This window comes from Modicisalibacter ilicicola DSM 19980, assembly GCF_900128925.1.
Taxonomy (GTDB): domain Bacteria; phylum Pseudomonadota; class Gammaproteobacteria; order Pseudomonadales; family Halomonadaceae; genus Modicisalibacter; species Modicisalibacter ilicicola.
In genome coordinates, this window is sequence record NZ_FQUJ01000009.1 from 131510 (window position 1) to 152548 (window position 21039).

A 21039-nucleotide genomic window follows, 5' to 3' on the forward strand; every position below is an offset into this window, starting at 1 on the left:
GCGGGAACCGTCATGCCTAAACGTACCGACATCCAGAGCATCCTGATCATCGGCGCCGGCCCCATCGTCATCGGACAGGCTTGCGAGTTCGACTACTCCGGCGCCCAGGCCTGCAAGGCGCTGCGCGAGGAGGGGTATCGGGTCATTCTGGTCAATTCCAACCCGGCGACCATCATGACCGACCCGGTGATGGCGGACGCCACCTACATCGAGCCGATCACCTGGCAGGTGGTGGAGAAGATCATCGAGGCCGAGCGTCCCGACGCCATCCTGCCTACCATGGGGGGCCAGACGGCGCTGAACTGTGCACTGAATCTCGACAAGCACGGGGTGCTGGCCAGGTATGGCGTGGAGATGATCGGTGCCAATGCCGACGCCATCAACAAGGCCGAGGATCGCGACCTGTTCGACAAGGCCATGAGAAACATCGGCCTGGAGTGCCCCAGGGCCAAGGTGGCTCATGGCTTGGACGAGGCCTGGGCGATCCAGCGCGAGCTGGGCTTCCCGGTGATCATTCGTCCCTCCTATACCATGGGGGGCTCCGGCGGTGGCGTGGCCTACAACAAGGAAGAATTCGAGGAGATCTGCCTGCGTGGCTTCGAGCTTTCCAGCAATCATGAGCTCTTGATCGACGAGTCGCTGCTGGGCTGGAAGGAGTACGAGATGGAGGTCGTTCGCGACAGGAACGACAACTGCATCATCGTCTGCGCCATCGAAAACTTCGACCCCATGGGCATTCACACCGGCGACTCCATCACCGTGGCGCCGGCCCAGACGCTGACCGACAAGGAGTACCAGATCATGCGCGACGCCTCCCTGGCGGTGTTGCGCGAGATCGGCGTCGAGACCGGCGGCTCCAACGTGCAGTTCGGCGTCGATCCGGATACCGGGCGCATGGTGGTCATCGAGATGAACCCGCGGGTGTCGCGCTCGTCGGCACTGGCCTCCAAGGCGACCGGCTTTCCGATCGCCAAGATCGCCGCCAAGCTGGCGGTGGGCTACACCCTCGACGAGCTCACCAACGACATCACCGGCGGCAAGACCCCGGCGTCCTTCGAGCCGGCCATCGATTACGTGGTCACCAAGATCCCGCGCTTTACCTTCGAGAAGTTCCCCCAGGCCAACGATCGCCTGACCACCCAGATGAAGTCGGTGGGCGAGGTGATGGCCATCGGGCGGACCTTCCAGGAGTCGCTGCAGAAGGCGCTGCGGGGCATGGAGACCGGCAACGACGGGCTCGACCCCAAGGTCAGCGAGTTCAATGAAGCCAACCTGGCGCTGATCCAGGGCGAGCTGCAGGCCGCGGGTGCCGAGCGCGTCTTCTTCATCGCCGATGCCTTCCGGGCCGGGATGGGCGTCGATGAGGTCTTTGCGCTGACCAATATCGACCGCTGGTACCTGGTGCAGATCGAGGAGCTGGTGAGCATCGAGCAGGACCTCGCCCGGCGTTCCCTGGGCGAGCTTGACGCGCGGGAACTGTTCGCGCTGAAGCGCAAGGGGTTCGGCGATGCACGACTGGCCACGCTGCTGGGCGTCTCCGAGCAGGAATTTCGCCAGACCCGCCAGAAGCACGGCATTCGACCGGTGTACAAGCGTGTCGATACCTGTGCCGCGGAGTTCGTCTCGCATACCGCCTACATGTACTCCACCTACGAGGAGGAGTGCGAGGCCGAGGTCAGCGAGCGCCGCAAGATCATGGTGCTGGGCGGCGGGCCCAACCGCATCGGCCAGGGCATCGAGTTCGACTACTGCTGCGTGCATGCGGCGCTGGCGATGCGTGACGACGGGTTCGAGACCATCATGGTCAACTGCAACCCGGAAACCGTCTCCACCGATTACGACACCTCGGATCGCCTCTACTTCGAGCCGGTGACCCTGGAGGATGTGCTGGAGATCGCCGATAAAGAGAAGCCCGCCGGGGTGATCGTGCAGTTCGGCGGTCAGACGCCGCTGAAACTGGCCCGTGCCCTGGAGGCCGCCGGTGTGCCGATCATCGGCACCACGCCGGATGCCATCGATCGGGCCGAGGATCGCGAGCGCTTCCAGCAGATGATCGACAAGCTGGGGCTGAAGCAGCCGCCCAACGCCACCGCGCGCAGCTTCGACGAGGCCTTCGTCAAGGCCGAGGCGATCGGCTATCCGCTGGTGGTGCGTCCCTCCTACGTGCTGGGGGGGCGGGCCATGGAGATCGTCTACGACGCCTCGGAGCTCGAGAACTACATGACCCATGCGGTCAAGGTCTCCAATGACTCGCCGGTGCTGCTCGACCATTTCCTCAACGCCGCCATCGAGGTCGACATCGATGCCGTCTCGGACGGCCGGCAGGTAGTGATCGGTGGCATCATGCAGCACATCGAGCAGGCCGGCGTACACTCCGGCGACTCCGCCTGCTCGCTGCCGCCCTACTCGCTGCCCGCCGGGGTGCAGGACGCCATGCGCGAGCAGGTCAAGCGCATGGCGGTGGAACTCAACGTGGTCGGACTGATGAACGTGCAGCTGGCCTGGCAGGACGACGAGATCTACGTCATCGAGGTCAATCCGCGCGCCTCGCGTACCGTGCCCTTCGTCTCCAAGTGCATCGGCACCTCGCTGGCCCAGATCGCCGCTCGCTGCATGGCAGGCAGAACGCTGGCCGAGCAGGGTTTCACCCGAGAGCTGATCCCGGAGCACTACAGCGTCAAGGAGGCGGTCTTCCCGTTCAACAAGTTCCCCAGCGTCGACCCGATCCTGTCGCCGGAGATGAAGTCCACCGGCGAGGTAATGGGGAGCGGCACCACCTTCGCCGAGGCCTTCTACAAGGCCCAGCTGGGCGGTGGTGACGCGATCCCGCCGCTGACCGGCGAGCGCCGGGCGTTCCTCTCCGTGCGGGAGCCGGACAAGAGCGGCATTATCGAGGTGGCGGAATCTTTGCTAGCATTAGGCTTTACCCTATGTGCCACGCGTGGCACCGCTCGTGCCCTCGAAACCGCCGGACTCCCCGTGGAGACCGTCAACAAGGTCTTCGAGGGACGGCCGCATATCGTCGACATGCTCAAGAACGACGACGTGGCCTATATCGTCAATACCACCGAGGGGCGCCAAGCCATCAACGACTCCTCGGTGATCCGCCGCACCGCCCTCATTCACAAGGTGCCCTACGCCACGACGCTGGCGGGGGCGCGCGCCGTCTGTATGGCGCTCGAGTATGGCAATGCAATCACGGTGCGGCGGCTTCAGGAACTGCATGCAGGAGCAACACCATGAACAAGGTCCCGATGACCGTGCAAGGCGAGCAGCGTCTGCGAGAAGAGCTGAACCAGCTCAAGAGTGAGGAGCGCCCCCGGGTGATCAACGCCATCGCCGAGGCGCGCGAGCATGGCGATCTGAAGGAAAATGCCGAATACCATGCCGCTCGCGAGCAGCAGGGCTTCATCGAGGGGCGCATCAAGGAGATCGAGGCGAAGCTTTCCGCGGCTCAGGTCATCGATGTGACCAAGATGCCCAGGACCGGCAAGGTCATCTTCGGTGTGACCGTGGAGCTGATCAACCTCGATAGCGACGAAGAGGTGCGCTACCAGATCGTCGGCGAGGATGAGGCGGATATCAAGTCGGGCAAGATATCGGTGACCTCTCCCATCGCCCGGGCGCTGATCGGCAAGGAGGAGAGCGATGTGGTTCTGGTGCGCACGCCGGGCGGCGAGGTCGAATACGAGATCGGCGACGTCCAGTACATCTGATCTTCCTGTTGCGAACGATCGAACGCCCCTGGCTGGCCTGCCAGGGGCGTCATCTTTTGGCCGCCCCTCTTTTGGTCCCCTCGTTGCCGTTCAATGCCGACCGTGATGCTCCTTGGCCCGGGCGATATTGGAGAGCCTGGGATTGGCCCTGGGATTGTGGCGATAGAGCAGGGCCATCTTGCCGATGACCTGAACGACCTCGGCGCGGGTGTCCCGGGCTAGTTCGTCGACGAGTTCGCGGCGCTGCTCCCGTTCGCCCAGGGCCAGCTTGATCTTGACCAGCTCGTGATCGTTCAGGGCACGCTCGAGCTCGGCGATCACGTTTTCGGTGAGGCCGCTATCCGCGATCGTGACCACGGGGTCGAGGTGATGGCCGATGCTGCGAAATGCTTTCTTTTGTGCCTGTGACAAGCTCATGGTATCGTGGCCTCTGTCGGCTGGGGCGTGCTGGAAACGTTCATTCGTCCGTGCTTCGACGGGTGGCACGCCATGGTACGGTTAAAGCCCTTGCGTGCAAAGCATCCACGACAGCCAGCGCGCAAGCCCTGCCGAATCACCGCTCCACGCTTGCCCAATCATGACTCCCATCGCGACGACTCAGGTGACTTAGTGGCCCGATCCACGTCCAGCAAGAGCAGTGCCGGCTGGCTCAAGGAACATTTCGACGATCCCTACGTACGACGCGCCTGGCACGACGGTTATCGCTCGCGCGCCAGCTACAAGCTGCTGGAGATCGATGCCAAGGATCGTCTCTTCCGGCCGGGCATGACGGTGATCGACCTGGGGGCGGCGCCCGGCGGCTGGAGCCAGATTGCCGCCGAGAAGGTCGGACCGCGGGGCGTGGTGATCGCCTCGGACATCCTCGAGATGGATGCCCTGGCGGGCGTCGACTTCATTCACGGCGACTTCACCGAAGATCATGTGCTGGACGCCCTGCTGGAAGTGGTCGCCGGGCGGCCGGTGGATTTGATCATTTCCGATATGGCGCCCAACATGAGTGGCATGGCAGCAATCGACCAGCCCCAGGCGATGTACCTGGTCGAACTGGCGCTGGATCTGGCTCGCCAGGTGCTTTCGCCGGGAGGAAGCTTCTTGGCCAAGGTATTTCAGGGAGAGGGGTTCGACGACTTCCTGAAGGAACTGCGCGGCAGTTTCGCGAAAGTGGTCACCCGCAAGCCAGGCTCCTCCCGCGCACGGTCGCGGGAAGTCTATCTGCTGGCGGAAGGATACAAGGGCTAAGCTTGCAATGTCGGGGGAACGACTCCATCTAATGGAGTGTCACAAGACAGACATGCTTGGCAGACGGATTGATGCAATGAGGGTATTGCCTTGAACGACATGGCGAAGAACCTGGTGCTGTGGTTGGTCATCGCGGCGGTGCTGCTGACGGTGTTCAACAACTTCAGTGTCGACACCGCACCCCAGACGATGAACTACTCGCAGTTCGTCCAGCAGGTGCAGAACGGCCAGATCCGCTCGGTGACCATCGACGGCTACACCGTCACTGGCGAGCGCGAGGACGGGTCGCAATTCCAGACCATCCGACCGGCGGCTCAGGACCCCAAGCTGATGGACGACCTGCTGGCCAACGACGTCAGCGTCATCGGCAAGAAGCCCGAGGAGCAGAGCCTGTGGACGCGCCTGCTCATCGCCAGTTTCCCGATCCTGATCATCCTGGCCATCTTCCTGTTCTTCATGCGCCAGATGCAGGGTGGCGGCGGTGGCAAGGGCGGGCCGATGAGTTTCGGCAAGTCCAAGGCCAAGCTGCTGACCCAGGACCAGATCAAGACCACCTTCACCGACGTGGCAGGCTGTGACGAGGCCAAGGAGGAGGTCGAGGAACTGGTCGACTTCCTCAAGGACCCCAGCAAGTTTCAGCGCCTGGGTGGTCAGATTCCGCGTGGCGTGCTGATGGTGGGTCCGCCGGGTACCGGCAAGACGCTATTGGCCAAGGCCATCGCCGGCGAGGCCAAGGTACCGTTCTTCACCATTTCCGGTTCGGACTTCGTCGAGATGTTCGTCGGTGTCGGCGCCTCCCGGGTGCGCGACATGTTCGAACAGGCCAAGAAACAGGCGCCCTGCATCATCTTCATCGACGAGATCGATGCCGTCGGCCGTCATCGCGGTTCCGGCATGGGCGGTGGCCACGACGAACGCGAGCAGACCCTCAACCAGCTGCTGGTCGAGATGGACGGGTTCGAAGCCAACGATGGCATCATCGTCATCGCCGCGACCAACCGCCCCGACGTGCTCGACCCGGCCCTGCTGCGTCCTGGCCGCTTCGACCGCCAGGTCACCGTGCCGTTGCCGGACATCCGGGGCCGCGAGCATATCCTCGGGGTTCACCTGCGCAAGGTGCCGCTGGGTGAGGATGTCAAGCCGAGCCTGATCGCGCGTGGCACGCCGGGCTTCTCCGGGGCCGATCTGGCCAACCTGGTCAACGAGGCCGCCCTGTTCGCCGCACGACGCAACCGTCGTCTGGTAGGCATGGAGGAGCTGGAGCTGGCCAAGGACAAGATCATGATGGGCGCCGAGCGCAAGTCCATGGTCATGACCGAGAAGGAGAAGCTCAACACGGCCTATCACGAGTCGGGTCATGCCATCATCGGCTTGCTGATGCCCGAGCACGACCCTGTCTACAAGGTCACCATCATCCCGCGTGGCCGCGCCCTGGGGGTTACCATGTTCCTGCCCGAGGAGGATCGCTACAGCTTCTCCCGGCAGCAGATCATCAGCCAGATCTGCTCGCTGTTCGGGGGGCGCATCGCCGAAGAGATGACCCTGGGTCCGAATGGCGTGACCACCGGTGCCTCCAACGACATCAAGCGTGCCACCGAACTCGCGCACAGCATGGTGGCCAAGTGGGGGCTGTCCGCAGAGATGGGGCCGCTGATGTACGACGAGGACGAATCGCATCAGTTCCTGGGCGGGCCCGGGGCTGGGGGCGGCAAGTTCACGTCACCGGAAACCACCACCAAGCTCGACAAGGAAGTGCGGCGCATCATCGACGAATGCTACGCCCAGGCCAAGCGACTTCTCGAGGAAAACCGTGACAAGCTCGACGTCATGGCCGAGGCCCTGATGCAGTACGAGACCATCGATGCCGAGCAGCTCAAGGACATCATCGAGGGGCGCAAGCCGCGTCCACCCAAGGACTGGGACGGTGATGGCCCCGGCAGCGGCTCGACCCTGGTCGGCGAGCAGGCCCACTCGGGAAGCAAGAGCAATGATTCCGATGTCGACGAGGACGAAGACGACGAGCCGAGGCGGCGGCCCTCCGATCCGCTGGGTGGGCCGGCAGGCCACTGACATCCCTGCAGCCGAAGGCTTTGGTCGAGGCGCCCGCGGGCGCCTCGTGGCATTTTGACATGATATGGCATGGACCTGCCTGATGAAGCACCCCTCCGACAGCTTCCTGCAGTGCGGCCGTCACCGCCTGGATCTTTCCTATCCCCGGGTGATGGGGATCCTCAATGTAACGCCGGACTCCTTTTCCGATGGCGGGCACCACGCCACTTTGGACGATGCCCTGCGTCATGCCGAAACGATGCTCGCCGAGGGCGCGGCGGTCATCGACGTGGGCGGCGAATCCACCCGGCCGGGCGCCGCGGCGGTCCCGGTCGAGCAGGAACTGGACCGGGTGATCCCGGTGGTCGAGCGTCTGGTGCGCGAGCTGGATGCCCTGGTGTCGGTGGACACCAGCTCGCCCGAGGTGATGCAGGAGGCGAGCGCCAGAGGGGCGGGAATGCTCAATGACGTGCGTGCCCTGCGTCGTCCCGGTGCGTTGCAGGTGGCTGCCGGCAGCGGGCTTCCCGTCTGTCTGATGCACATGCTGGGCGAGCCGGATGCCATGCAGCGCTCGCCACGCTACGATGAACCCGTGGAGCTGGCGGTGGCATGCTTCCTCGAGGAGCGTGTGGCTGCCTGTGAAGCCGCCGGGCTGCGCCGGGAGCGATTGCTGCTGGACCCGGGGTTCGGCTTCGCCAAGACCGTCGAGCACAATCTCCGGCTGCTCAATCGGATGACGGCATTGAAGAAGCTCGGCTTACCGTTGATGGTCGGCATGTCGCGCAAGAGTATGATAGGCAAGGTGCTTGGGCGCGCCGTCGAGGAGCGTTTGCCGGGGGGGCTGGCGCTGGTCTCGCTCGCGGTGGAGCGCGGCGCGCGTCTGTTGCGTGTCCACGATGTCGGCCCCAGCGTGGATGCGGCGAACATGACCTGGGCCGTGCTACAGGAAGGCGAAGAGCCATGACAAGACGTTATTTTGGTACCGATGGCATACGTGGTGCCGTCGGCGAGTATCCGATCACCGCGGATTTCATGCTCAAGCTGGGCTGGGCCATGGGGCGTGTTCTGAACAAGCCACATGGCAGGGCCAAGGTGCTGATCGGCAAGGATACCCGCATTTCCGGCTACATGTTCGAGTCGGCGCTGGAGGCCGGCCTCTCGGCGGCGGGGGTGGATGTCTCGCTGCTGGGACCCATGCCCACGCCGGGGATCGCCTATCTGACCCGCACCCTGCGGGCCGATGCGGGCATCGTCATCTCGGCCTCGCACAACGCCTTTCAGGACAACGGCATCAAGTTCTTTTCCGCCGAGGGGACAAAGTTGGCCGACGCGATCGAGGCCCGCATCGAGGAGGAGATCGAGAAGCCGCTGGAAACGGTGCCCGCCGACCAACTGGGCAAGGCCACTCGCATCGACGATGCGGCCGGCCGCTACATCGAATTCTGCAAATCCACCGTCCCGCACCGTTTGACCTTGCACGGGCTCAAGATCGTGCTGGATTGCGCCCACGGTGCCACCTATCACATTGCCCCCAGCGTGTTCCGCGAGCTGGGTGCCAAGGTCAGCCTGCTGGGGGCGGAACCCGACGGGCTGAACATCAACCAGCGGGTAGGCTCGACTCACCCGGCCTCGCTGCGGGCCGCGGTGATCGAGCGAGGCGCCGACCTGGGCATCGCCTTCGACGGTGACGGCGATCGTGTCGTACTGGTGGATGCCGATGGCCAGGAGATCGACGGCGACGACATCCTGTTCATGATCGCCAAGGACCGGCACGATCGCGGTAAGCTGGACGGGGGTGTCGTCGGTACCCTGATGAGCAACTTTGGCCTGGCGGCGGCCCTGGAGGTCCTGAACATTCCCTTCGAGCGGGCCAAGGTCGGCGATCGCTACGTGATGGAGCGGCTGGCTGCCAACGGCTGGCATCTGGGCGGTGAATCCTCGGGGCACATCGTCTGTGGCCATGTGCAGACCACCGGTGACGGCATCGTGTCGGCACTGCAGGTGCTGGCCATCATGGTCAGTCAGGATCGTACTCTCACGGAGCTCAAGGGCTTCGAAAAGGCCCCTCAGGCCCTGGTCAACGTGCGCCTGGTGCCGGGGTCCGACAAGCGGGCGCTGCTCGAGCACCCCGCCCTGCTCGACACGGTGGCGGCGGTGGAGTCCGAGCTCGGGGACGAAGGCCGCGTGCTGTTGCGTGCCTCGGGAACCGAGCCGTTGATCCGGGTGATGGTCGAGGGGCGCCCGCACTTCGACGTCGTCGCCCTGGCACGGCGCATCGCTGCCGATGTCGAGTCGCTGATGACGTGAGGTCAAGCGCCGCCGGTTGTCTTGGCCGGGCCACTCCTATACCATTTCGCACCACTTCGTGAAGGGGGTGTCTATGCGCAAGCCGTTGATCGCCGGCAACTGGAAAATGAACGGTTCGCTGGCGCTGGTCGAGCAGTTCGGTCGAGCCCTTGCCGACGCCAGGCTATCATCCTCGGTAGAAGTGGCGGTGATTCCCCCGTCGCCTTATCTGGCTGCGGCCCAGGCTGCGTTCGACGGCACTACGGTGGTTCTGGGGGCACAAACCGTGAATCCAGAGGCGGCAGGCGCCTACACCGGCGAGGTCAGCGCCCCCATGCTGGCGGAATTCGGCGTACATTACGTGCTGGTGGGGCATTCGGAACGCCGTTCGCTCTATCAAGAAGACGACATGGCGGTGCTGGCTCGGGCGCGAGCTGCTCTCGAGGCCGGGCTGATGCCGATTCTTTGCGTGGGCGAAACCCTCGACGAACGCGATGCCGGACGCACCGAAGTGGTGGTGTTGCAGCAGGTGAAGGCCGTGTTCGACGCACTCGACGCCCGGCAGCGCAGGCGTCTGGTCATCGCCTACGAGCCGGTGTGGGCGATCGGTACCGGCAGGACCGCCACGCCGGAGCAGGCCCAGGCGGTCCACGCGGCCATTCGTGCCTGTCTCGTTGCGTATGACGAGAAGCTGGCCGCCTCGTCGCGGTTGATCTACGGGGGCAGCATGAAACGCGAGAATGCCGCTGAGCTGCTCGCTCAGCCGGACATCGACGGCGGCCTGATAGGCGGTGCTTCGCTCAAGGTCGACGATTTTATAGCCATTTGTCAGTCAGCAGGTTGAAAACATGCAAGTTGCCATTCTCATCGTTCATGTCTCGATCGCCATTGCGCTGGTCGTCCTCATCCTGCTGCAGCAGGGCAAGGGCGCTGAGGCCGGAGCCTCCTTTGGCGGCGGTGCCTCCCAGACCGTATTCGGCTCCCGGGGCAGCGGAAGCTTCCTGGCCAAGTTGACCGGTCTGCTGGCCGCGAGCTTCTTCGCCACCTCCCTGGCGCTTGCCTATTTTGCCTCCGAGGCAGGCGAGGTGCCGGAGCAGGGGATCCCCGACGCGGAGCTGATCGAGCAACGCAATGCGGCACCGACGCTTGACGACGGGCCGCAAAGCACGGATAATGCTGCGCCAGCGCTAGAGGACGGCAGCGAGCAGCAAGCGCCGCAATAGTCCGTCGGTACTGGCGCCGCAGCGAGATGAAACGGTTTCGCTGCGAAGGAGCAGACAGGCTCTGCACGATATTCGCCTGAGAAGCTCGCCCCTGTTGCCGAAGTGGTGGAATTGGTAGACACGCTATCTTGAGGGGGTAGTGACCTTACGGTCGTGGGGGTTCAAGTCCCCCCTTCGGCACCAATTGGAAGTTGGCAAGTGAGCAAGCGACGGCAAGAACTTGCTGTTGTCAGGTGAATACGCTCTCCCTTGACCTGAGGGTAAGCAGGTTTTTATACTTGCAAGGTTATGATGCGGGGTGGAGCAGTCTGGTAGCTCGTCGGGCTCATAACCCGAAGGTCGTCGGTTCAAATCCGGCCCCCGCTACCAAGTTTCTTGTGAAAGGCCCCTTCCTTCGAAGGGGCTTTTTGTTAGCAGTTCGTTTTTTGGCACTAACGCCAGTCAGCCACCTAGCTTTTCTCTCACTCCTGGTCAGGTGCCTGATGCAACTGTTGTAGGGGCTTTTGTTTGTGGCAATCAAGGACGCCGCGCTGAATGCGCTTCTCGAACCGGCAATAGCGGCCATGGGTTTCGAGCTATGGGGAGTCGAGCGCGTTTCCCAAGGCAAGCACTCACGCCTGGTGGTGTATATCGACAGTCCTGAAGGGGTCACCGTCGACCATTGTGCCGAGGTCAGTCGCCAGGTCAGCGCGATTCTCGACGTGGAAGATCCGATCCCGGGGCAGTATCGGCTGGAAGTATCGTCACCCGGCATGGATCGACCGCTTTTCACCCTCGAGCAGTTCGAGCGCTACAGGGGGCATGTCGTGACCCTGAGGTTGCGAGCACCCTTCGACGGTCGCCGCAAGTTCAAGGGGCTGCTGGCGGGTATCGACAATGACGAGGTGCTGCTGCATCTCGATGGCGAAGAGTACTGCTTTCCCATCGACGGGATCGAGCAGGCGCGGGTCGTACCGCAGTTCGATACCTGAGACTGGTTTTCTGGCGAGGCTAAAGCATGAGTAAAGAGATTCTGCTGGTCGTGGATGCGATCTCGAACGAGAAGGGCGTGCCCCGCGAGGTGATCTTCGAGGCGGTCGAGGCGGCGCTGGCGAGTGCGTCGCGCAAGCGTTTCGAAGGTGAGGAGGCAAGCGTTCGCGTCAAGATCGATCGTGCCACCGGGGATTACGAGACATTTCGCCGCTGGGTGGTCGTCGAGGACGACGAGTTCGAGAACCCCGATGCCGAGATCAAGCAGTCCTACGCGGAGCGCCGCGATCCGCCGCTGACCCTGGGCGATGTGGTCGAGGAGCGTATCGAGAACGCCGCCTTCGGGCGTATTGCCGCCCAGACCGCCAAGCAGGTGATCGTGCAGAAGGTGCGCGAGGCGGAGCGTGCGCAGATCGTCCGGCAGTATGCCGAGCGCGAAGGCGAACTGGTCGCGGGCATCGTCAAGAAGACGACCCGGGATGGGTTGATCATCGATCTTGGTGACAACGCCGAGGCCTTCCTGCCCCGCAGCGAGATGATCCCGGGCGAGCGTTACCGCATGAACGAGCGGGTGCGGGCCCTGCTCTGGAAGGTGGAGCCGGAAGCGCGCGGCTCCCAGTTGATTCTCACCCGGACACGCCCGGAACTGATCATCGAACTGTTCAAGATCGAGGTGCCGGAGATCGCCGAGCAGCTCATCGAGATCAAGGGCGCGGCGCGGGATCCCGGGTCGCGGGCCAAGATTGCGGTCAAGACCAACGATCGGCGCATCGATCCGGTGGGCGCGTGTGTCGGCATGCGAGGCTCTCGAGTCCAGGCGGTCTCCAACGAACTGCAGAACGAACGCGTGGATATCATCCTCTGGGACGACAATCCCGCGCAGCTGGTCATCAATGCCATGGCACCGGCGGACGTGGCCTCCATCCTTGTCGACGAGGACGCCCATTCCATGGATGTCGCCGTGGCCGAGGACAATCTCGCCCAGGCCATCGGCCGCAGCGGTCAGAACGTGCGACTGGCCAGTGAACTCACGGGCTGGGCGCTCAACGTGATGACCGAAGAGGAAGCCGAAGGCAAGCGCGAGCAGGAAGTCGACAGCCTGGTGGAATACTTCATCAACCACCTCGAGATCGACGAGGAGCTGGCGCGCATATTGGTCGAGGAGGGTTTCACCTCCCTTGAGGAACTGGCCTACGTGCCCCTCGAGGAAATGCTGGAAATCGAAGAATTCGATGAAGACCTGGTAGAAGAACTGCGCTCGCGGGCCAAGGACGAGCTGCTGAATCTGGCAATCGCCTCCGAGGAGGTTCTCGACGGTGCCCAGCCCGCCGACGACCTGCTGGAAATGGAGGGGATGGATCGCCATCTGGCCTTCATCCTGGCCAGCCGTGGTGTCGTCACGATGGAAGATCTGGCCGAGCAGGCCATCGACGATCTCAAGGACATCGAGGGCATGGACGAAGAGCGCGCCGCGGCACTGATAATGACCGCCCGTGCGCCCTGGTTCGAGAGCGAACAGTAACTAGGTCACGGGCTCAGGAGGGTCGTAATGTCAGAAATGACAGTGAAAGATTTTGCAGTCAAAGTGGGCCGTGACACGTCCCGCCTGCTGGAACAGATGAAGGAAGCGGGTCTGCCCCACAAGGCCGAAGGCGATGCCGTGTCCGAAGAGGACAAGCAGCGCCTGCTGGATCATCTGACCAAGAGTCACGGTGGCGGGCGTGGTCCCAAGAACCGTATCACCCTGACGCGCAAGACGAAAAGTCGTATCCGGACCGGTGAGGGTCGCGGCAAGACCATCGAAGTCCAGGTGCGCAAGAAGCGGACCTACGTCAAGCGTGCGGAAGAAGAGGCAGCCGAGCAGCCCGAAGAGCAGGACCAGGGGCCACGCCAGCTGGTCGGCGACATGGCGAGCGAGACTCAGGCGCGTGCCGAGGCCGAGCAGGCGGAGCGCGCTCAGGCCGAGCAGGCGAGGGAGGCGCAGGCCACCCAAGCCGCTCAGGAACCGGAGCCGTCCTCCGACAAGGCCTCTGACGAGAAGGCCGTCGGCCACAAGACGCCCGAAGAGCCGAACGTCGAGATTCCGACCGAACCGCAGCCTGCCGAGGATGAAGGGCCCGTCGTCGAGGCCCCGCCCAAGGAGCCGCGGAGCGACAATCGTCGTGGTCAGAAGAAGGCACCTGCCAAGAAGGGGCGTGATACCAGCCGTGACGAGGAGCGCGAGGAGCGTAGCGAGCGTCGTCGCGGCAGTGGCAAGAAGGTCAAGCGCGCCGAGCGCCGTGGCAGCCGGCGTGGTGGCCGCGAGAGTGGTGGCGGACAGCACTCCTTCCAGAAGCCGACCCAGCCGATCGTGCGCGAGGTGGCGATACCGGAGTCGATCAGCGTCGCCGAACTGGCCGACAAGATGGCGATCAAGGCCAACGAAGTCATCAAGGCCATGTTTACCATGGGGGCCGCGGTCACCATCAACCAGACCATCGATCAGGATACCGCGGCGATCGTGGTCGAGGAGATGGGGCACAAGCCCAAGCTGGTGAAGGATGACGCACTGGAGACCGAGGTGCTCGAGGGCATTTCCTACGAAGGTGAGGAAATCACCCGTTCACCGGTAGTCACGGTCATGGGGCACGTCGACCACGGCAAGACCTCGCTTCTCGACTTCATCCGGCGCACCAAGGTGGCGACCGGGGAAGCCGGTGGCATCACCCAGCATATCGGCGCCTATCACGTCGAGGACCAGCATGGCGGTGTCACCTTCCTGGACACGCCGGGTCACGCGGCGTTCACCGCAATGCGTGCCCGTGGCGCCCAGGCGACCGACGTGGTCATCCTGGTGGTCGCGGCAGACGACGGCGTGATGCCCCAGACCGTCGAGGCGATCGATCACGCCAAGGCGGCGGAAGTGCCCCTGGTGGTGGCGGTCAACAAGATCGACAAGCCGGGTGCCGACCCGGATCGGGTCAAGAACGAACTGTCCCAGCGCGGCGTCATCTCCGAGGAGTGGGGCGGTGATACCCAGTTCGTGCATGTCTCGGCGAAGACCGGCGAAGGCATCGATGCCCTGCTCGAGGCCGTGCTGCTGGTCTCCGAGGTGCTGGAGCTCAAGGCCGTGCCGGAGGCGCCGGGCAAGGGTGTGGTGGTCGAGTCGCGGCTCGACAAGGGGCGCGGTCCCGTGGCCACCGTACTGGTCCAGAACGGCACGCTGCGGCGTGGCGACATCGTGCTGGCCGGCCTGCATTACGGTCGCGTACGTGCGCTGAGCAACGAACTCGGTCAGCAGGTCGAGTCCGTGGGGCCGGCCATGCCGGTGGAGATCCAGGGGCTCGACGGCACGCCGGAAGCCGGCGAAGACTTCATGGTGCTGGCCGACGAGAAGAAGGCGCGGGAGATCGCCAACTTCCGCCAGGGCAAGTACCGCGAAGTGCGCCTGGCACGCCAGCAGAAGGCCAAGCTGGAGAACATGTTCAGCCAGATGGGCCAGGACGAGGTGGCCAAGGTCAATATCGTCCTCAAGGCCGATGTGCAGGGCTCGCTGGAGGCGATCCGCGGGGCGCTCGAAGAGCTTTCCACCGATGAGGTCCAGGTGGCCGTGGTCTCCTCGGGGGTGGGTGGCATCACCGGCACCGATGCCAACCTGGCGCTGGCCAGCGATGCCATCGTGGTCGGCTTCAACGTTCGCGCCGATGCCGCCGCCCGCGAGATCATCGAACGCGAAGGGCTGGATCTGCGCTACTACAGTGTCATCTATCAGCTCATCGACGAGGTCAAGCAGGCCATGAGCGGCATGCTCGCGCCGGAATGGCGCGAGGACATCGTCGGCATCGCCGAGGTGCGGGATGTCTTCAAGGCGCCCAAGATCGGTGCCGTGGCGGGCTGCATGGTCGTCGAGGGTACCGTGCATCGCCACAAGAAGATCCGCGTGCTGCGCGAGAACGTGGTGATCTACGAAGGCGAGCTGGAGTCGCTGCGGCGCTTCAAGGACGATGTCAACGAAGTGCGCAACGGCATGGAGTGCGGCATCGGCGTCAAGAACTACAATGACGTCCAAGTCGGCGACAAGATCGAGGTCTTCGATCAGGTGAAGGTCGAACGTAGCCTGTAAGATGGCGAAGGAGTCGCAGGATGCGTGAGTTCAAGCGTACCGATCGGGTGGCCGACCAGCTCCAGCAGGAGCTGGCGGTGCTCATCCAGCGCGAGGTCAAGGACCCGCGTCTGGGCATGGTCACCGTGAGTGGCGTCGAGGTCAGTCGCGATCTGGGCTATGCCGAGGTCTACATCACTCTGCTCGGTGACAACGATCCCGAGCGCATCCGGGAGAACCTGGCGGTGCTCAGGCATGCCGCCGGCTTCCTGTGCAGTCAGATTGCCCGACGTATCAAGCTGCGCCATGTCCCGGAGTTGCGTTTTCATTACGATGAAAGCGTGGTCCGCGGTCATGCGCTCTCATCGCTGATCGACCGGGCCGTCGAATCCGATCGTGTTCGTCACGCGGACGATCCCGCAGGTGAAGAAGGCTCGTCCGAACCAGAGGGGCGCTGATGGCACGCCGCCGTCGAGGCTTGCCGGTCGATGGGGTGCTGCTGCTGGACAAGCCTCGAGCCATGTCGAGCAACCATGCCCTGCAGCGCGTGCGGCGCCTGTTCCAGGCCCAGAAGGCGGGACACACCGGAACCCTCGACCCGATGGCGACCGGTCTGTTGCCGGTGTGCTTCGGCGAGGCGACCAAGTTTTCCTCCTATCTGCTGGATGCCGACAAGCGCTATCGCGCGCGTGTTCGCCTGGGAGAGGTCACCGATACCGGTGACGCGGACGGCGAGGTGGTCGAGCGACATCCGGTAGCGATGTTCAGCGATGCCGATATCGAAAGGGTGCTGGCGGCATTCCGGGGCGAGATCGACCAGGTGCCGCCCATGTATTCGGCGCTCAAGCATCAGGGGCGTCCGCTTTACGAACTGGCTCGCCAGGGCAAGACGATCGAGCGTGCAGCGCGTCGCGTAACGGTTTATGATATGCGGCTTCTCGGGCGGGACGCGGCCGGGTTCGACCTCGACGTGGCCTGCAGCAAGGGGACCTACATCCGTACCCTGGCCGAGGATATCGGCCGCAGGCTGGGATGCGGGGCACATATCACCGCGCTGCGGCGGCTCGGGACCGGGCCATTCGGCGCCGACGGCCTGATCTCGGTGGAAGCGCTGGAGTCGATGCCGGATCAGGCGGCTCTCGAGTCGCGGCTGTTGCCGATGGATGCCCTCGTGGCGCACCTGCCGGCACTGCGAGTCGACGACGATGCGGCCCGGCGCCTGATGCTCGGCCAGCGCGTGGCAACGGACACCGCCGGGCTGTCGACAGATGGCCTGGCTCGCTTGTATCGTGGCAGGGTCTTTCTAGGCCTGGTCACGATCAGCGCGGCGGGGGAAGTGACGCCCCGTCGATTGGTGGCTTCTCGGCAATGAGCCGGGCAGCCCTGCCGCTAACCGATAGCGGCACAACCTGGAGACTGCAAATATGCGTGGTCTCCGACATTTATCATCTCAGGCATATTGCTTACTGGAGACACAGATGGCATTGACCGCTGAAAAGAAGGCCGAAATCGTCAACGAATACGGCCGTGGTGAGAACGACACCGGCTCACCGGAAGTTCAGGTGGCCCTGCTGAGCGCCAACATCGACGGCCTGCAGTCCCACTTCAAGTCCAACAAGCAGGATCACCACTCGCGTCGTGGTCTGATCCGCATGGTCAACCAGCGCCGCAAGCTGCTCGACTATCTGAAGCGCAAGGACCTCGAGCGTTACCAGTCGCTGATCCAGCGCCTCGGCCTGCGTCGCTGAGGGAAAAGGTAATTCTTTTTCTGCGCAAGCAAGACACGGTGAACGGGCAGCCTTTCGGGCTGCCCGTTTCGCATTTTTGGGCGGCAAATGGCGCTAACCAGTGGTCCTGCCAGCCTGCTAGAATAGTCGCCGAGTCAAAACGACCCCAATGAAATCGACAAGGTAAGGATGTCAACGTGAATCCGGTCAAGAAAACATTTCAGTACGGTCAGAGTACCGTCACCCTCGAAACCGGGCGTATCGCCCGCCAGGCTACCGGCGCCGTTCAGGTCACCATGGACGGTACCGTGGTGTTGTGTACCGTGGTTGCCAAAAAAGAGATCAAGCCGGGCCAGGACTTCTTCCCGCTCTCCGTCCACTATCAGGAAAAGACCTACGCGGTGGGCAAGATCCCCGGTGGTTTCTTCAAGCGTGAAGGGCGTCCCACCGAGAAGGAGACATTGACCTCGCGGCTGATCGATCGACCGATCCGGCCGCTGTTTCCCAAGGGCTTCATGAATGAGGTCCAGGTCATCTGCAATGTGCTGTCCGCCGATCGCAACCAGGATCCGGACATCGCGGCGATGATCGGTACATCCGCGGCACTGGCGATCTCCGGCATCCCCTTCAACGGTCCGATCGGCGCCGCCCGGGTGGCCTTCACCGAGGAGCGCGGTTATTTCCTCAATCCCAGCGTCGAGGAGCTGACCACTTCCGAACTCAACATGGTCGTCGCCGGCACCGAGAAGGCCGTGCTGATGGTCGAATCCGAAGCCCAGGAGCTGCTCGAGGACGAGATGCTCGGCGCGGTGCTCTTCGCCCACCAGGAGATGCAGGGGGCGATCCAGGCGATCAACGCGTTCACCGCCGAGGCTGGCAAGCCCAAGTGGGAGTGGCAGCCGGTCGAGGAAGACGCTGCCTTGAAGGACGCTCTGGCCAGCGGTTTCGAAGCCAAGATCGGTGATGCCTATCGGGTGACCGACAAGATGGCGCGCCAGGATGCACTGTCCGCCCTGAAGGCAGAGGCCGTCGAGCAACTCGCCGGTGGCGACGATGCCCGGTTCAGCGTCGACGATGTCAGCAGCGCTTTCGCCAGTCTCGAGAAGCGTGTGGTACGCAGCCGCGTGCTCAGTGGTGAGCCACGCATCGACGGCCGCGATCACAAGACCGTGCGTCCGCTGGACATCCAGGTTGGTGTGCTGCCGCGCACCCATGGCTCCGCGCTGTTCACCCGGGGCGAGACCCAGGCGGTGGTCATTGCCACCCTCGGCACACTGCGCGATGCCCAGCTGATCGAATCCCTGGAAGGTGAGCGCAAGGACCGCTTCCTGCTGCACTACAACTTCCCCCCGTACTGCGTGGGCGAAGCCGGCTTCATGGGCGGCCCCAAGCGTCGCGAGATCGGCCACGGTCGTCTGGCACGTCGTGGTGTCCAGGCCGTGTTGCCCAGCGACGAGGAGTTTCCCTACACCATCCGCGTGGTCTCGGAGATCACCGAATCCAACGGCTCCAGTTCCATGGCCTCGGTGTGCGGTACCTCCCTGGCGCTGATGGATGCCGGGGTACCCCTCAAGGCGCCGGTAGCGGGAATCGCCATGGGGCTGGTCAAGGATGACGACAGGTTCGCCGTGCTGACGGATATCCTGGGCGACGAAGATCATCTCGGCGACATGGACTTCAAGGTCGCCGGTTCGGCCAAGGGCGTGACCGCCCTGCAGATGGACATCAAGATCGAGGGCATCAACGAGGAGATCATGGAGACCGCGCTGCAGCAGGCCCATGAGGCTCGTCAGAGCATTCTCGCCCAGATGAATCAGGTGCTGGGCCAGAGCCGTTCCGAGGTTTCCGAGAACGCCCCATCGATGGCGACCATCAAGATCGACCCGGACAAGATCCGCGACGTCATCGGCAAGGGCGGCGCCACCATCCGCAAGATCTGCGAGGACACCGGCGCCTCCATCGACCTCGACGACGACGGCACCGTGCGCATCTACGCCGAGGACAAGGCCGCCGCCAAGCGGGCCATCGACACCGTGCTCGGTATCACTGCCGAGGCCGAGATCGGCAAGCTCTATCGTGGCAAGGTGGTGCGTATCGCCGACTTCGGCGCCTTCGTCAACTTCATGCCGGGAACCGATGGGCTGGTACACATCTCCCAGATCGTGCCGGAGCGTGTCAACGACGTGCGCGATTTCCTCAACGAGGGGGACGAGGTGACGGTCAAGGTGCTCGACATCGACAACCGCAATCGCGTGAAGCTGTCGATCAAGGAGATCACCGCCGACGAGAAGGCCGCCTTCGAGGCCGAACTGGTCGAGTAAAGCCGGTCGACTTTCCTGCGCCCAAAGAGACGCCCCAGCAGCTAGGCTGCTGGGGCGTTTTTCAATTGAACCACTCGGGGCGCGTAAGCCGGCGAGGGCAGCGGCTTTACCGGATCACCGCTCGATGGCCAGGGCGACGCCTTGTCCCCCGCCGATGCACAAGGTCGCCAGGCCCTTCTTGGCATCCCGGGCGATCATCTCATGCAGCAGGGTGACCAGCACCCGGCAGCCCGAGGCCCCGATGGGGTGGCCCAACGCGATGGCACCGCCATTGACGTTGATCTTGCTGGTATCCCAGCCGAGCTCCTTGTTCACCGACAGCGCCTGGGCCGCGAAGGCTTCGTTGGCTTCGACCAGATCAAGCTCATCGATGCTCCAGCCGGCCTTCTCGAGACAGCGGCGGGTCGCGGGGGCCGGGCCGATACCCATGATGGCCGGATCGACCCCGGCATTGGCGTAGGCCTTGATGCGCGCCAAGGGCTCGAGTCCAAGCTCCTTGGCCTTGGACTCGGAGCACAGCATGGTGACGGCAGCGCCGTCGTTGAGCGAGGAGGCGTTGCCGGCGGTAACGCTGCCCTCCTTCTTGAAGGCGGGCTTCATGCCGCCGAGTTTCTCGGCGGTGACACCGGCGCGCGGGCCTTCGTCCTTGTCGAATACCACCGGGTCGCCCTTGCGCTGGGGGATCTCGATGGGCACGATCTGGCTGTCGAAGCGTCCGGATTCGATGGCGGCACTGGCCTTCTGCTGGGAGGCGGCGGCGAATTCGTCCATCTGGTCGCGGGTGATGCCGTATTTCTCGGCCAGGTTCTCGGCAGTGATGCCCATGTGGTACTGGTTGAAGGCGTCCCACAGGCCATCATGGACCATGGTATCGATGGCCTTCCAGTCGCCCATGCGCTGGCCGGTACGGGAATGGGGAAGCACGTGGGGCGACAGCGACATGCTCTCCTGACCGCCTGCCAGGATCAGGTCGGCGTCGCCGAGACGGATGGCCTGGGTCGCCAGGTGCAATGCCTTGAGACCCGAGCCGCAGACCTTGTTGATGGTCATGGCGGGCACCGCGTCCGGAAGGCCGGCGAGAATGGAGGACTGGCGCGCGGGATTCTGGCCGCAGCCCGCGGCCAACACCTGACCGAGCAGCACTTCGTCGACCTGCTCGGGCGAGACGCCGGTGTTGGCAAGAATGTCCTTGATGACGTGGGCCCCCAGCTGCATGGCGGGGACCGTGGCGAGGGAGCCGCCAAAGGTGCCGATGGCGGTACGGCGGGCAGCAACGATGACCACATCTTGCATGAGAAACTCCTTTTTATCGAACACGGACGATTCCCTATCAGCATAGGAGACCCCTATGCGCTGCGGCAATCGCTAATGGGCAGTATGCCCGGTGATGGCGCGCTGCCTAGGGTAGCAGAACCGCGACTGTCTGGG

17 protein-coding genes and 2 tRNA genes are annotated in these 21039 nt (G+C 63.8%); 17 read left to right on the plus strand and 2 right to left on the minus strand.

Annotation, left to right across the window (positions count from 1 at the left end):
• Positions 1-12: 12 nt before the first annotated feature.
• Entirely contained in the window at positions 13-3243 is a 3231-nt protein-coding gene (gene carB / locus BUA41_RS11510; protein ID WP_072822947.1) for a carbamoyl-phosphate synthase large subunit, read from the plus strand.
• Positions 3240-3716: a transcription elongation factor GreA gene (gene greA, locus BUA41_RS11515; RefSeq protein ID WP_072822949.1), complete on the plus strand. Its 477-nt coding sequence runs from the start codon at positions 3240-3242 to the stop codon at positions 3714-3716. The genes carB and greA overlap by 4 nt, the downstream gene beginning before the upstream one ends.
• Positions 3717-3806: 90 nt before the next feature.
• Here greA and yhbY read toward each other — a convergent pair whose 3' ends face one another.
• Positions 3807-4133 carry a ribosome assembly RNA-binding protein YhbY gene (yhbY, locus tag BUA41_RS11520; RefSeq protein WP_072822951.1) on the minus strand — a complete coding sequence of 109 codons (327 nt, stop codon included), beginning with the start codon at positions 4131-4133 and terminating at the stop codon, positions 3807-3809.
• Between the two features lie 192 nt (positions 4134-4325).
• Between yhbY and rlmE the strand changes: the two genes are divergently transcribed.
• The 15 genes from rlmE to pnp all read left to right on the plus strand — a co-directional run bounded on the left by rlmE (position 4326) and on the right by pnp (position 19611).
• Complete coding sequence (gene rlmE / locus BUA41_RS11525; protein WP_072822953.1) at positions 4326-4955, plus strand: 23S rRNA (uridine(2552)-2'-O)-methyltransferase RlmE; 630 nt, start codon at positions 4326-4328, stop codon at positions 4953-4955.
• Between the two features lie 90 nt (positions 4956-5045).
• Positions 5046-7025 (plus strand): ATP-dependent zinc metalloprotease FtsH, encoded by a 1980-nt coding sequence (gene ftsH / locus BUA41_RS11530; protein WP_072822955.1) that lies wholly within the window; start codon positions 5046-5048, stop codon positions 7023-7025.
• 82 nt (positions 7026-7107) lie between these two features.
• Complete coding sequence (folP, locus tag BUA41_RS11535) at positions 7108-7968, plus strand: dihydropteroate synthase (protein ID WP_444939606.1); 861 nt, start codon at positions 7108-7110, stop codon at positions 7966-7968.
• The gene (glmM, locus tag BUA41_RS11540) at positions 7965-9311 is read left to right on the plus strand and encodes a phosphoglucosamine mutase (protein ID WP_072822959.1); all 1347 of its coding nucleotides are present in this window, start codon (positions 7965-7967) and stop codon (positions 9309-9311) included. Before folP ends, glmM begins: the two co-directional genes overlap by 4 nt.
• 73 nt (positions 9312-9384) lie before the next feature.
• Entirely contained in the window at positions 9385-10134 is a 750-nt protein-coding gene (gene tpiA, locus BUA41_RS11545) for a triose-phosphate isomerase (RefSeq protein WP_072822961.1), read from the plus strand.
• A gap of 4 nt (positions 10135-10138) precedes the next feature.
• Complete coding sequence (gene secG / locus BUA41_RS11550; protein WP_072822963.1) at positions 10139-10513, plus strand: preprotein translocase subunit SecG; 375 nt, start codon at positions 10139-10141, stop codon at positions 10511-10513.
• 96 nt (positions 10514-10609) lie between these two features.
• Positions 10610-10696: transfer RNA gene (locus BUA41_RS11555), tRNA-Leu, on the plus strand.
• 109 nt (positions 10697-10805) lie between these two features.
• A tRNA-Met gene (locus BUA41_RS11560) sits at positions 10806-10882 on the plus strand.
• Between the two features lie 140 nt (positions 10883-11022).
• Positions 11023-11484: a ribosome maturation factor RimP gene (gene rimP / locus BUA41_RS11565; RefSeq protein WP_072823037.1), complete on the plus strand. Its 462-nt coding sequence runs from the start codon at positions 11023-11025 to the stop codon at positions 11482-11484.
• Between the two features lie 26 nt (positions 11485-11510).
• Positions 11511-13004: a transcription termination factor NusA gene (nusA, locus tag BUA41_RS11570; protein ID WP_072822966.1), complete on the plus strand. Its 1494-nt coding sequence runs from the start codon at positions 11511-11513 to the stop codon at positions 13002-13004.
• A gap of 27 nt (positions 13005-13031) precedes the next feature.
• The gene (infB, locus tag BUA41_RS11575) at positions 13032-15584 is read left to right on the plus strand and encodes a translation initiation factor IF-2 (protein ID WP_072822968.1); all 2553 of its coding nucleotides are present in this window, start codon (positions 13032-13034) and stop codon (positions 15582-15584) included.
• A 20-nt stretch (positions 15585-15604) separates the two neighbouring features.
• Positions 15605-16021 (plus strand): 30S ribosome-binding factor RbfA, encoded by a 417-nt coding sequence (rbfA, locus tag BUA41_RS11580; protein WP_072822970.1) that lies wholly within the window; start codon positions 15605-15607, stop codon positions 16019-16021.
• Positions 16021-16935 carry a tRNA pseudouridine(55) synthase TruB gene (gene truB, locus BUA41_RS11585; protein WP_072822972.1) on the plus strand — a complete coding sequence of 305 codons (915 nt, stop codon included), beginning with the start codon at positions 16021-16023 and terminating at the stop codon, positions 16933-16935. The genes rbfA and truB overlap by 1 nt, the downstream gene beginning before the upstream one ends.
• A gap of 106 nt (positions 16936-17041) precedes the next feature.
• Positions 17042-17311 carry a 30S ribosomal protein S15 gene (gene rpsO, locus BUA41_RS11590; RefSeq protein WP_072822974.1) on the plus strand — a complete coding sequence of 90 codons (270 nt, stop codon included), beginning with the start codon at positions 17042-17044 and terminating at the stop codon, positions 17309-17311.
• Positions 17312-17487: 176 nt separating this feature from the next.
• On the plus strand, positions 17488-19611 hold the full coding sequence (pnp, locus tag BUA41_RS11595) for a polyribonucleotide nucleotidyltransferase (protein WP_072822976.1): 2124 nt from the start codon (positions 17488-17490) through the stop codon (positions 19609-19611).
• Between the two features lie 114 nt (positions 19612-19725).
• Here pnp and BUA41_RS11600 read toward each other — a convergent pair whose 3' ends face one another.
• Positions 19726-20904: an acetyl-CoA C-acetyltransferase gene (locus BUA41_RS11600; protein WP_072822978.1), complete on the minus strand. Its 1179-nt coding sequence runs from the start codon at positions 20902-20904 to the stop codon at positions 19726-19728.
• Positions 20905-21039 lie beyond the last annotated feature (135 nt).